General features: G+C 45.5%; 10 protein-coding genes. 6 read left to right on the top strand and 4 right to left on the bottom strand.

The annotated features are described in order from the left end of the window. The first annotated feature begins 177 nt into the window (after window positions 1-177). Complete coding sequence (locus tag AKJ31_RS11850; RefSeq protein WP_053409310.1) at window positions 178-657, top strand: hypothetical protein; 480 nt, start codon at window positions 178-180, stop codon at window positions 655-657. Between the two features lie 325 nt (window positions 658-982). Here AKJ31_RS11850 and AKJ31_RS11845 read toward each other — a convergent pair whose 3' ends face one another. Next, the gene (locus AKJ31_RS11845; protein WP_053409309.1) at window positions 983-2,953 is read right to left on the bottom strand and encodes a replication initiator protein RctB domain-containing protein; all 1,971 of its coding nucleotides are present in this window, start codon (window positions 2,951-2,953) and stop codon (window positions 983-985) included. A gap of 1,224 nt (window positions 2,954-4,177) precedes the next feature. Here AKJ31_RS11845 and AKJ31_RS11840 point away from each other — a divergent pair. The 4 genes from AKJ31_RS11840 to AKJ31_RS11825 all read left to right on the top strand — a co-directional run bounded on the left by AKJ31_RS11840 (window position 4,178) and on the right by AKJ31_RS11825 (window position 10,458). Next, on the top strand, window positions 4,178-5,395 hold the full coding sequence (locus AKJ31_RS11840) for a ParA family protein (RefSeq protein ID WP_053409308.1): 1,218 nt from the start codon (window positions 4,178-4,180) through the stop codon (window positions 5,393-5,395). 7 nt (window positions 5,396-5,402) lie between these two features. Beyond that, a complete protein-coding gene (locus tag AKJ31_RS11835) occupies window positions 5,403-6,374 on the top strand; it encodes a ParB/RepB/Spo0J family partition protein (protein ID WP_053409307.1) in 972 nt (323 codons plus the stop codon). A gap of 90 nt (window positions 6,375-6,464) precedes the next feature. Beyond that, window positions 6,465-8,474: a tRNA(Met) cytidine acetyltransferase TmcA gene (locus tag AKJ31_RS11830; protein ID WP_053409306.1), complete on the top strand. Its 2,010-nt coding sequence runs from the start codon at window positions 6,465-6,467 to the stop codon at window positions 8,472-8,474. A gap of 304 nt (window positions 8,475-8,778) precedes the next feature. Further along, window positions 8,779-10,458 carry a flagellar assembly protein A gene (locus AKJ31_RS11825; RefSeq protein ID WP_053409305.1) on the top strand — a complete coding sequence of 560 codons (1,680 nt, stop codon included), beginning with the start codon at window positions 8,779-8,781 and terminating at the stop codon, window positions 10,456-10,458. A gap of 29 nt (window positions 10,459-10,487) precedes the next feature. Here AKJ31_RS11825 and AKJ31_RS23530 read toward each other — a convergent pair whose 3' ends face one another. The 3 genes from AKJ31_RS23530 to yegD form a co-directional block, all read right to left on the bottom strand. Continuing rightward, window positions 10,488-10,613, bottom strand: coding sequence for a hypothetical protein (locus tag AKJ31_RS23530; RefSeq protein WP_281173347.1), 126 nt, complete (start codon window positions 10,611-10,613; stop codon window positions 10,488-10,490). Between the two features lie 77 nt (window positions 10,614-10,690). Then, window positions 10,691-11,305, bottom strand: coding sequence for a 3'-5' exonuclease (locus tag AKJ31_RS11815; protein ID WP_053409303.1), 615 nt, complete (start codon window positions 11,303-11,305; stop codon window positions 10,691-10,693). A 186-nt stretch (window positions 11,306-11,491) separates the two neighbouring features. Beyond that, window positions 11,492-12,844: a molecular chaperone gene (gene yegD, locus AKJ31_RS11810; RefSeq protein WP_053409302.1), complete on the bottom strand. Its 1,353-nt coding sequence runs from the start codon at window positions 12,842-12,844 to the stop codon at window positions 11,492-11,494. Window positions 12,845-13,063: 219 nt separating this feature from the next. Between yegD and AKJ31_RS11805 the strand changes: the two genes are divergently transcribed. Beyond that, complete coding sequence (locus AKJ31_RS11805; protein WP_053409301.1) at window positions 13,064-13,309, top strand: HP1242/YdcH family protein; 246 nt, start codon at window positions 13,064-13,066, stop codon at window positions 13,307-13,309. Window positions 13,310-13,376 lie beyond the last annotated feature (67 nt).

Below are 13,376 nucleotides of genomic sequence, written 5' to 3'. Positions count from 1 at the left end.
TGCGCTCTTTTCGCACACTCTCAGCCCTAGGAGTTGTCGTTCAATCGTCGATTTATCGAGCCAGCTCACAACCTTATTCACGTTGTACGATTTGGCAAAGCACCATTTCCTCAACCACACTGATACAAAAAGCAAACCCAATTCATCTCGATAGATTAATTTTCTGGGGGGAATGGTATGAAACGACTAGACAAGTGGTTAGACGATATCGCAGATCTGCATCAAAACCGGAAACATGATCAAGAGCTGGAGGCTTTGATCCTCAACACCCCTACTGAATTGTGGGGACCCGAAGTCAACGAAACGCAAAGTGCCGCGCTCGGATATTGGCTCGACGGTTGCCTGCAGATATACTTGCAAACTCGATATAACGCACCGGAAAAAGCCTACCAATACTTGCAATTCGCCTACAGTCGCCTTCAGCAAGTTGCGTGTAACCCTACTAATGAGCTTAACCTGAGAGATTGGTGCATGAAGCGCTTGCAGCACTTGGCGGTACTGAGTCTCGAGTTTTGTAATCAACAGACACAACAGAGATGGCTGACGCGCTCACATCAGTTGATCGAAGCTCACGTGCACTTTATGGCGGCTCAGTCTTGGAACGAAACTCGGAAAGATGATCAAGGAAAATTCGCCTCATCGAACCAAATTCACTAACTAAATCGGAAGAATGATCAAGGGAATAAATGTACAGAAGAGTGAAGTTACTGAATTTTAGACAAAAAAATAGCGAGTTAAAAAACTCGCCAAAATATTCAGAATGAATGTAACAATATGAGCCAATCTATCAGGGGATGGAGATCCCTATCCATCAAGAAAGGACTAAGGTTGTCTATTCGGGATAAATCATAACCAGTTGCAGTGCGCCATATGTCAGTTGACTGTCAGAGATGTGTGCGGTTTGTGTCGTTTATTGCGAGAGGATACATTAGCGGCGATATAAAAAAGCCAGCGTTTCAGCTGGCTTTGTATTTCGTATTTCTTACACCGCGACTTCGTCTAATGCGCGGAAGACGGTTTCGTCCAAATGCCCTTCCAGCACTTGTTTACACACTTTCCGGCGCACCGCTAAGCCAGCAATCAGGCGCTCAATCGATAAATGTTTGTTTTCGCTCTGGCCATTATACAGCTCAACCATTTTGCTCAACGTCTCGTATGGGATCGCTTCTTCACCAACACGCAGGTAATCAAGCTTGTCTATGAGCTCCAGACACTCTTCTTGGATAGAACCATGGGAATGCCCGGTCATCGCCGCTAACGCGGTTATAGAGCGTTCTAGAGCCTCTGGGGAGGTATACTTAGATAGAGTAATGGTGATCTCGTCAGCGTTGATCTCTACCAAGTGTTTACGCAGCTTCACGCGACGACCTAACTTTCCTTTTGGCGATCGTTCTTTGCGCTGGATCGGTTCAAACTCGCCATCGATGATCTGAGACATCTCATCAAGTTGCTGCTTGGTCACCATTTCATTACGCAGTGGGTTAGGCAACGTCGGCGCCATATTACGCTTACCCGCGTTAGTCGTACGGGCACGTGAGTAACGCAATACTTCTTCTGCGTCGCACTTAATATCAAACTGGTAATCTTTGATCTTACCTTTTTCAACGATTGCCGAGATCGTCAAATGGTAACCCCAAAGGTTGACCACAAACAGATCCTCACTCCCCTTCCCGTCCGATAGCCGTTTCAGTTCTCGGATCAGATCCATCGAGAAACGACGCCATTCGATATTGCGCGCCAACTTCTGGTTAAGTTCGCTTAGCAACATAACGTCGGTATGGCGACGAGACATGCGGCTGCGGAAGTAACTGTAGAGTTGGAATACCAAGGTGTGCTGCTTCAGAATTTCCGGTGGGAACAAGAAGAAATAATCGCGTGTTAGCAGCTCTTCATAGAACGAAGGCTCCCACACTAGGATGTATAGGTTCGGTTTTATGCGTATTTCGCCGTCAGCGCCCTCTGTAGGGGCTTCTTCGGATGCAGTAATGGTACGGGCCAAAAATCGGAAACGATCGCTCTTAAAGCCTTCTGGCATGTTCTCGCTGAGCCATCGACCCGTCAGTTCGTGCAACTGGAAATCGGTAAACTCGATCCGATCAATACTGTCGCGGATCGAATCGCGCGCCGGACCACTGTCTTTCTTGCCACGCAAAGACAAAATATCGGTGATGTACAACGGGGTTTTGTTCGGCACGTGCGTACCGTCTAACTGGTACTGATGTTGGTGGTGTTCGTGGTATTGCACCGTGAGCGTAAACAGTGCAAACAACGTCATCAGATCGTCGACTGTCATGATGTTTTTCGACGATCGAGTTTCTATCACCGCACGTGTACCGGAGATCGACACCATACTTTTTTGGTATTGCTTGCGTGTACGTGGTGGCGCAAGTGCTTGGTCAATGATCCCTGCCCAATTTGTCGGCGATACAACAAACTGATCCGCTTCGTCTTTCATCACTGGCGGTGTATTTAACCCATGTTCATTAAGCAGACGCTTATTGACTTGAGTTTGAGCCAGCGCTTTTGATCGTTTTTGCTTTTCGTTTTGCTTAACCGATTCGGTGACTAAGCTGGTGGCACCAAGGACAGAGATAAGTTGGTTAGGATTGATGAAGCGATGCAGCATGGTTTTGCCCGCTAACCCTTCTTCAAAGCGTACTGGGACTTGTTGGAACAAACCGATGTTTACAGCCGCTCTCAGTCTTTGCTGGATAGCCGCTCGCGTGACTTGTCCATCTGTGGCGTCGATCAGTTCTGTTGTCGAGACCAAACCATCTTTGCTGCTAAATCCACGCAGTGAGATAAGGTTCAGAAGTTCAACGATACTTTTCGTTACCCCTTTGAAATGTTGGTATTGCTCTATCCAGTTAACCGCCGTTTCAGACACCTCGAACAAATGTCCATCTTTGTGGCTTCTTGGGGCTTTGATCAGTATTTTTTCTTCAGAACTCATTATTGGATCCGCATCACACTAGCCGTAATATTGCTATAGTTCCTGAAGAATAAAGAAAAAAAGATCATAAATAAAGAAAAAACTTGTTGTTTTAAATAACTGATCTTTCTGATTAATATGATCTAAATTGATTATATGATCTATTGATCAGGCAAGCGATTTGCTTATAACGTCATGTAATTAAATAAGTTTTTTTTTTAGTCTCTGAAAGCATGATCATAAGATTCTCGAAAGCATGATCAATAAGTTATTGAAAGCATGATCAAAAACGTTCAGAACCATGATCATCAAACTTAGGAACGCATGATCAAAGAGATATCAGAAGCATGATCATCAAAACAACACACGTTATCCACAAGTGAAAGAATAACTTTACTTTTTCTCTCTGAGTTTGCTTTACGCCATGACTAATTTTTACGAAAGAATGATCAAGGCGGAGTGTAAAATAGCCAATTTTTCCACATCAATGCCAATCAAAACCATTTGAATGACACGCCCATATTGTTATCCACATCTCAGAGTGAAAACCAAATTTGTCGAAAGCATGATCAAGAAAACCGCGGAACGATGAACAATCAACCGTAAGTAGCTCGACGAAGGCAGTAATCTAACCTGAAATCCCCTCAAACCTTAGTCCAACTGCATTCGTCCGTAATTCGTCTTGAAATTTTCATGCTTCCGGAGCGTTCTTCACTTGATCATTGTTCCGATCAATTTAGTCAAACGATCAAGTAAATAGGAATGTGCTCGATGCGCTGTAAATTCCTTGATCATTGTTCCTATAAGACAAATTATACTCGAAAGCATGATCAAGAATGCTCCCTTGATCATCGTTTCGTGTTTTCTTTAGTTTGATTTTCACCCTCCGAGTGATGCCCTACCCGAGCTAGATCGCATTGGTTAAATTACCCGCATTCAAAGTCAAAATGACATCCGCCGTAAAGTATGCTCGAAAGCTAATCGTTCCGGTGGTTAATTTAGTTATGTCATGTTTACAATGTAAATATGTGACGTGGTAACACTTTCGTTTTGTGTCTGTTTGAAGTGCATTATCAACGTAGAAAATTGACAGTTTTGGTTTGCTTTTTGTTAATAGTCATTAAAACAACTGAAATAATTCTATTTAATGTGATGTTAATGCAGAAGTGAATGTTCACCTTTTTATTGTATATGTCTTTAAATGCTGTACAATCGTAAGCAAATCATTAATAACGGAATTTGGCAATGAAAAGAGAACAAACGATAGAAAGTCTCATTCAGCTAGCTGAGCAAACTGCACAGGTCCAAGCTGACCGTATCGAGATTGTGTTAGAAGAACGTAGCGATGACCACTTTCCACCGATGTCGAAAGCATTAATGGAAACACGGTCAGGTTTGACAAGACGCAAGCTTGACGATGCGATCAATAAACTGGAAGAGTCTGGTCACCAGTTCACTAAAAACAACGCAAACCATTATTCGATTTCTTTACAAGAAGCACATATGTTGATGGACGCTGCGGGTATACCAAAGTTTCATGAACGTAAGAAAAATGGTGACAACAAACCATGGATCATCAACGTACAGAACCAGAAGGGTGGTACGGGAAAATCGATGACCGCAGTACACTTAGCGGCGTGTCTAGCGTTAAATCTTGATAAGCGTTACCGCATTTGCTTGATTGACTTAGACCCACAGGGCTCACTTCGTTTGTTCTTGAACCCGCAAATTAGTCTGACTGACCACGAGAATATCTACTCGGCTGTCGACGTAATGTTGGATAACGTGCCTGAAGGGACTGAAATCGACAAAGAGTTCCTGCAAAGGAATGTCCTGCTTCCTACCCAGTATCCAAACTTGAAGACGGTATCGGCATTCCCTGAAGATGCCATGTTTAACGCTGAAGCTTGGCAGAATCTATCGCAAAACCAATCTCTGGACATCGTGAAACTGCTAAAAGAAAAGCTGATCGATAAGATTGCAGATGAGTTTGACGTCATCATGATTGATACTGGTCCACACGTTGACCCGTTGGTATGGAATGCGATGTACGCGTCAAACGCGCTGCTAATTCCGTGTGCGGCGAAGCGTTTGGACTGGGCATCAACGGTTAACTTCTTCCAGCATCTTCCTACGGTATACGAAATGTTCCCGGAAGACTGGCAAGGTTTAGAGTTTGTACGCCTGATGCCAACAATGTTTGAAGACGACAACAAGAAGCAAGTCGCGGTACTTACTGAGATGAACTACTTGTTGGGTGACCAAGTGATGATGGCGACTATTCCTCGTAGCCGCGCATTTGAAACTTGTGCAGATACGTACAGCACGGTATTTGACCTCACAACCGGTGATTTTGAAGGCGGTAAGAAAACCCTCGCTACCGCGCAGGACGCAGTACAAAAGAGTGCTTTAGAGCTTGAACGCGTTCTCCACAGTCATTGGTCATCACTGAATCAGGGGTAATTAGGTTATGGCAATTAAAACTTCAGATTTAAACGCAAGATTATTTGGTAAAGCAAACAAACGCCATGTGACGACGCCTCAACAAGCGCAGCAAGCTGCAAAAGAGCAGGCACAGGTGATTGAACTTGCAGTGGCAGGGGAACAGACGGTTCAGTTTGAACTTGTGCGTATTCCCGCAGATCAGGTTAGTGAACAAACGGTTGTGTTTGCAGAAAATGCGCGTGAGCAGTCTTTCTTAAACGAGCACGCTCTTTCTGATGTGTTGGTTACACTGCGTGAGCGTGGTCAGCAATACCCAGCGGTTGGTCGCAAACGCGAAGACGGCAAGATTGAAGTATTAGACGGTAGCCGCCGTCGTATGTCTTGTATCCTAGCGGAAAAAGAGTTCCTAATTTATGTTGGTGAGAATATCAGTGGCGAACACGCTAAGTTCTTATCTGACGTGGCAAACGCTCATAAACCGTTGTCTCTTTTCGAGAAGGGCAAAGAGATGTTAGCCAAACTCGAAAGCGGCGAAGCAGAAGACCAAAAAGCACTAGCGAAAATGTTCCAGTGTAGCGAAGCACTAGTCAGTGGCGCGCTTAAGGCTGCTGATTTGCCGTTGGAATTACTTCAAGCATATCCAAATGTTGCGGACTTGGGGCGTCCAACTATCGTTAAACTGCACAAACAGTACAATACGCTCAGCGACGAAAAGCGTTCCGTACTACTGGAAAAATGCAGTTCTAAGGACGGTTTTGTTTGGCAACGTAGCTCAGCACAAGGTGTGGCGCGTATCACTAAAGACGTGACCGAAACTATTGAATCCTGGATAGAAGAACTGTCACCAAAGAAAGCGGCAGTTTCTACTAAGACTGATTTGGTCAAAGGCAGAGCGAGCTACACGCGTAAAGGCAATAGTTTGTCGCTCAACTTGAAGAAAGTTGACGATGCGCTGATGCAGGAAATTCTAGACTTCGTATCGGGCAAGCTGCAATAGCGCCCCAAGAGAGATGAAAAGCCGCCGAGAGCGGCTTTTTTTATGCCATAATATTGCTCTCATTCATCTAATTATCCGCTTGAGTACTCCATGGTTGAGAACAGAAACTACATAAATCAGCTATTCGCTAGTGCTGCTACACGTCGTCACCGATTTGGTGTGGCGCTTAAAGGCGACGAACAATGGCAACAATCATGGTTACAGCAAGCGGCAGAGCACATTGCGCCTCAGCACGTATTTCAACTTGGTGGTCAATCGCCGGATTATGTGAGCAAGAGTGTAGGGAGCGCCAAAGGGCATCAATTATTGGGGCAGGAGTGTCGTCTTCTCATCTGTGATTTTGATGATGGCTTTGACGCGAATAGCTTTAGCGCCGCAATTGGCTGCGTTGTTGGTGGCGGCTTGGTGGTGATTCTACCTAAGAAAAATCAACCGACGTCGTTTGGTGAGCGTTGGCTGCAACGCGCATTGGAACAACTGCTTACAATCGAACAAGACAAACCACTACCGGTGGTCCCTGATAGCCAAGCGTCGCTGGTAGAGCCATTTTCCCAGCAGAAAAAAGCCGTCGAGCTGGTGAGAAAAGTGGTTGAAGGGCACCGAAAGCGTCCGTTAGTTATCACGGCTGATCGTGGGAGAGGAAAGAGCAGCGCCTTAGGCATTGCTGCGGCAGAACTAATAAACCAACGTAATATTCATATTGTTTTGACAGCACCGTCTATAGCGACGGTTCAACCTGTATTTGAACACGCGTTACGGTTACTTAATGGTGCAGAGCAAACACAAGGTTGCATTGTTTTTGGAGAATCGATATTAGAGTTTGTTGCGCCGGATGAAGTATTGCGCCGTCTTCCAAAATGCGATTGTCTGTTGGTCGATGAAGCGTCTGCGATTCCTATCCCAATGCTCAAGCAAATGGTTGAGCACTATCATCGCACCGTCTTTTCCACCACGGTGCATGGTTACGAAGGTTGTGGCCGAGGTTTTACGCTTAAGTTTCAAACTTGGTTGAGTGCTAATCGTCCCGGTTATCACCACTATCATCTTGAACAACCTATTCGCTGGAATAACCTAGATCCACTAGAAGAGTGGCACTTCAGCACATTTCTCCTCGATGCTGAGCTGGATGATGTGGCGAGTTCAGTTGGTGATGGTGAACTTGAGTTACTTGATAAGCAACGTTTGTTCGAACAACCTGAATTGCTTCGCTCTTGCTTTGCGTTGTTGGTCAACGCTCACTACCAAACCTCACCAAACGATTTGATGTTGCTGCTCAACGATGATGCAATTCGTGTCTATGCGCGATTTGAGGAGCAAGTTTGTGTTGGCTGCATGCTCACCGTTGAAGAAGGTGGACTGTCTGATGAGCTGATCGCAGACATTCAGTACGGCAAACGTCGGCCGAAAGGACATTTGGTCGCGACGACGTTGGCCAATCAACTCGGCTTGGCTGAGGCGGCAAAGATGCGTAGCTTGCGTGTTATGCGTATTGCAGTCCATCCGCAGCGTCAACGTAGTGGAGTAGGGCAGACGATGTTGTCGCAACTGATTGAAAAGGGTAAATATGATTTCTACTCAACCAGTTTTGGTGCGACAGACGAGTTGGTTTCCTTCTGGCAAGGTTGCGGATTCCAATCGGTGCGATTAGGTAGCAGTAGAGAACAAGCGAGCGGCACGCACTCCTTGATCATGATTCATGGTTCTAGTGAATTGATTAAACAAACCAGAGTTTACTTCCGTCAGTACATTCAGTTTTCATTGCCGTCTTTGTTCCAAGATATTGAGATTGACCTCGTCCGTAAATTGGTCGCGCAAGAGGATGCTTTCGTTGAATTACCTAACGTGCCGGCGTTGATTCGTCATTACTGTCATGGCGGAGCGAGCTACGACAGCATTGCCCCTGTACTGGACTCGTTATGGAAGCATTCGCCAGAGTTCGTTTCTCTGTTTAGTGATTTAGTAGTTCGCAAGGTCGTGCAAGGTTACACTTGGCAACAGTGTGTAGAGGAGTTTGCACTTACAGGTAGAAAGCAAGCCGAGCAGCAATTCCGACACGATTTAAAGACTAGGTTGTTAGCAAGCCAGCCATCGAGCGGTTGAATTTACACTGTAAACGCGAGTGTTACGACTGCTTGGCTGGTCGATTTACAGTGTAAAGGGTTTTTATTTTACACTGTAAATTCATAAGCTTAGTTTGATTTTTATCTCTGCTACAAACGTCGCGTCACTTCTTGTAGTTGATATTATTATTGATTACCCCATTTTGTTATCTCGATTCCAATTACACTTCCGATAAAAATAGCGACCAATAAGTGACTAGCGTCTAATTTGTCATATTTTTGATACAGGTCGGCGAGCAAATTGCATACACTCGGAACAGGGAGTTTTACGGGCTGATGTTCATATGTGGGATAAATTTGTCGCTTTGTCAGATGATAACCGTTCCGTTATCGCAAAGTTGTTGCCTGAAGTCGATGTTGATAAGAACTTCGACCGTCGAGGCTTGTCTGATGCGTTGTCGTTAATTGGTGCAAGCCAGTTTTTCATTCTCGAAGAAAGTGTCGAGATATTTATCAACCTGGCAAAAAACGGCAACCCAGAGGCATATGAAGGGACAACAATTGCCGAAGTCAGAGACGCAACGCTGGAAGTCGAGCTTAAAGATCACGATATGTTGGCCGTCATCACTGTCACTGGCGCGTACAAAGGACAGCCCCTCAAAGGACCGCAAATTGTTCAAGCGTTAGCAGAAGCCAAGGTAAAACGAGGTATCAACAAGCTAGCGCTAAAAAAAGTGTTAGTAATGAGCCACCAGCTCAGTCCTGGTGAGCGCTTTACGCAGGCTGTCGCCAAAGGTACTGATCCCGTTCAAGGTCAGGACGCCAAGTTTATTCCCTTAGTAGAAGACCCAGCCAAACAAGTCCTTGCGCCTAAAGAGGGCAAGAGTGAAGGCAAAGTGGACATGCTGGACTTAGGTGAAACCATCAATGTGTCTGAGCATCAACCTGTGATGCGTCGAATGCCTGCAACACGCGGCAAACCCGGCATCACTGTGCTCGGGCAAGTTATCCATCCTAAACCTGGCAAAGATGCCTTACTCAAAGCGGGTAAAGGCACGGAAATCTCGTCTAAAGATCCGAATCTACTTATTGCGACCGTCTCGGGTATGCCGACTTTCAAAGACCGCAGTGTCGATGTGAGTGATGCTCTATGTTTACCTGAGATCGGCGTAGCGACAGGGCACGTAAAGTTCAAAGGTGATGTGATTGTACTCGGCAACGTTGAGTCCGATATGATTGTTCGTGCGATGGGGAATATTACAATTGGTGGATTCATTGAGTCAGCGGACGTGCAGGCTCAGGGCGACATACAAGTTGCAAAAGGGATCATTGGCCACAACTTGTCGGAAACCGAACCACGAAGCTGTGTGGTGAAATCTGGCGGGAATATTACCGCGCAATACGCCCAATTTAGTGAGCTGCAAGCGGGTGAAGATATTCACCTCACCCTTCACTGCATGAACAGCGAAGTGAAGTGCGGTAAGAACCTTACCATTGCTGACGGGCCCGAGAAGCGCGGTACACTCAGCGGCGGCCACACAAAAGTCGGCGGAAAAATTACTTGTGTTGAACTTGGCGTTGAGGGCGACACCGCTACACACGTACAAGCGTTTGCCCGTTTCCAGATGTATAAAGACCGTCAAAACAAACTCAAAGAGCAATACAACCAAGCTCAGGAAGCGACGATGAAGTTGGTGAGAAAAGAGCTTGAGCTAAAGAAAACACCGAAATCGGAACGCGCTGAAGGACAAGAAGAAGCGTTGGAAAAAGAAAAGCAACAAGCCAACGCACAGCTCGAAAAGATTAAACTAGCGCGCGACTCCAATGAGCATGAGCTAAATAAAGCGCTAGAAGAAAATCGTATCGAGGTGAAAAGCAAAGTCTTTTCCCACGTTACGATTCAGTTTGGAGAAGAAAAAGTCATCACCAAACGTTCTCATGGACCAAGTATTTTCTCATTTAATCAGTACGAGATTAAGAGTGCTTCAATGCTGGACGAAGAAGCGTTTGAAGAAGAATTGTAATCATGAAAAAGTGATTACGGATGGTTTGATTAAGGTTGACTGACCGCTTTCTGCATATAAACAAAATGCTCGTCTTGCGCTGTGATGGTGAATCCAAAACGCTGATAGAGTGAGTGAACGCGATTCCCTTGTAAGTGAGTGAGCTTTAACAGCATCGTATTCTGCAGCTTTCTTCAACTCAAACAGAAATAAAAAATCCTGTTTGTTTGCCAAGCGGGTCGTTATTGGCATTCTAACCTCGCTGCACAGACAGCAGCTTTTCGACAGAGCGCTTATTGGTTTTTGCGATGGTTTGCATCAGTGAAAACGTAGGTGATGCGATGCCACTGTGCTCGAGATCATTCACCATCAACATCCATAATTTGGCTGTCATCTCAGCATCTGCTAACGCGCGGTGAAACACGCCGTCGTGGTCGATGTTTTTGTAGCGCACGAGATCGCCCAGTTTATGTGTCGGCGCGTGCTGGATAAGACGACGAGAGATCAGCAACGAGCATGCAAACTCGCCAGCGTAGTTTGTGTTCAAGCGTTCAAGTTCAGCGTCGAGAAAGCGTTTATCAAACGAAGCGTTGTGGGCTACTAAATTGTCGTTACCGATGAAGTGATTAAATTCGGCCATCACCTGCTCACAACTCGGTGCGCTAGCCAACATTGCATTGCTGATCCCTGTATAGCTCTCGATAAACGAGCTGACTCTAAATCCCGGATTCATTAGTTGCTGAAAGGTATCGACCACTTGTCCATCAACCAGTTTAACTGCGCCGATTTCTATCGCTCGATCGCCCATATTGGGAGACAAGCCAGTGGTTTCAAAGTCGAGAACGATAACGGTGTTTGCAGCAGACATGGAAGAGTTCCTGAGAAAAATTACGCAACGCAAGAGTAGCATAATTCTACGTAACAAAAGCCGTCAAAAGAGGGATATTAAGTAGCAATAACTCGAGTGTGTTGAGTCGAAAAACGAAGGAAAGGGTGTGGTTTACAATGTAAATAGCTAGCCTTGAATCGTGCTCAAGGTTAGCTAATCGGTTGGTTACTTAAAACATACCTCAGCCCAACGCGCGAGGCCTGCTGTGACGGAGCCAAAGTAGTTGCCACTCACAACCGGAATGTTAGGTAAGATCTTTTGTACTGCGCCGCGCAAAATTGGTGAGCGGGCTGAGCCGCCAGTCATGAAGATCGCATCAGGTGTTACGCCGCCTTGTTCAACGGCTTCTTTAACTAGCTCGGCCATTTTCTGCTTCGGTGATGCTATCGCTTCAACCATGTCGTTGAAGTCGATATCCACTTCAAGTTGTTCCGACAGCACCTGCATCATTACGCGATATTGAGGTTGTTCAGAAAGCGCTATCTTTGCTTCTTCTGCTTGTCGGACGATTCGATAGCCCAATGTTTCGTGGAACACGTCCAACAACCTTGCCAGTTTTTCTGGCTCTTGTGCGTCTTTCTTCAGTTGATTGAGGGTGGCTAAGTTAGCGCGAGAGTAGAAATCACTCTGTGCATCCACGCTGTTAATCGCGATGGGATTCCAAAACTGAATCGTCGGCATCACAATATTCGCGGTGGTTTTACTACCAAGGCCAAAAGGTGCCATCAGCTGTTTGAACGCGAGCGCAATATCTAAGTCATTACCACCTACTCGTTGTCCACTGTGTGCCAACAGACTTTGCGTTCGGTCTGCTTGCCCGCGCCAGCTCGGCCCCATTTCAATTAAAGAGCAGTCGGTGGTACCGCCGCCGATATCTACCACCAGCACGGTTTTGTTGTCGCTAAGCGTCGCTTCGTATTCCAATCCAGCTGCGACAGGCTCGAACTGAAACTCGACATTTTTGAAGCCCGCACGTTTAGCCGCTTTAAGCAAAATGCTTTCAGCTTGTTGGTTGGCGACTTCGCTGTCTCTGCCGTGGAAGTTAACCGGACGGCCGATTACGGTATCAGTTATGATTTGGTTGGTATGAGCTTCAGCATTGCGTTTAATGTTATCCATCATCGCGCAAACAAGATCTTCAAAAAAGCTGACTTGCACATCACGCAGACCGGATGCGCCCAAAAAAGATTTTGGTGACTTTACATAGTAAGTATCGCTAGGGTCTTCGAGATACAGATCCAAAGCCGCGTTGCCAAACGCTAGGTCTGAAGCTTCAAGCTCGATACTTTCTTCGCGATTAAAGGCGATTGCGCGTCTTAAAACTTGCTCACCAATCGCATCATAAGGCTTGATATCGCGAAACTTAAATAAGTACTCTGCAACGGATTCACGCGTAGGCGCCGCTAGTGTGGAGGGGATATAGACGTTATTGCCTTCTAGCTTTAAAAGCTCTGGTTTGCCGTGCTCCATTTTTGCCACAGAACAGTTTGCGGTACCGTAGTCAAAGCCAATAAACATAAAACCTCCAAGCGATAAAAAAGGTCGGCAATGCTACCGTAATGAGCAGGGGAATACTACCTTAGCGCTGTATTGTTCGCTTTTGCGAATTGACAGTTTTATTTCGTTCTACCTGTCATCAACGGACTTAGATCTCAAATGAGTGGCTGGATTGCTGCTAACATTGATTAAATAACCATCGATTTTGTCGTTCCAACATGAACTAAAGAAGGGGTTAATATGTTAGGTGAAGACCATTCTCTGTTAAGTGAATTTCCTGAATACAAAGACACCATTACCGCGCTAGCAAAATCTGACGAAACGTTTCTTGATGAAATGAAACAATACGACCTATTGGATAAAGAGATCCGTAAATTAGAACTAAGGGATTCCCCTATTAGTGATGAAGAAATGCTTAAGATGAAACAAAATCGAGCTGCGATGAAAGACGAACTCCACGCGAGAATACAAAGCGCAGCAGAATAGTAACAAGTATTGCTATGTTGAAATCTAAAGGCGCATTTGCGCCTTTTCTGCTTTTGTTATGAATGAA

The sequence above is a fragment of the Vibrio hepatarius genome (genome assembly GCF_001274785.1).
Taxonomy (GTDB): domain Bacteria; phylum Pseudomonadota; class Gammaproteobacteria; order Enterobacterales; family Vibrionaceae; genus Vibrio; species Vibrio hepatarius.
The sequence above is the reverse complement of the archived record's forward strand: the minus strand, read 5'-3'. Positions and strand labels throughout refer to the sequence as shown.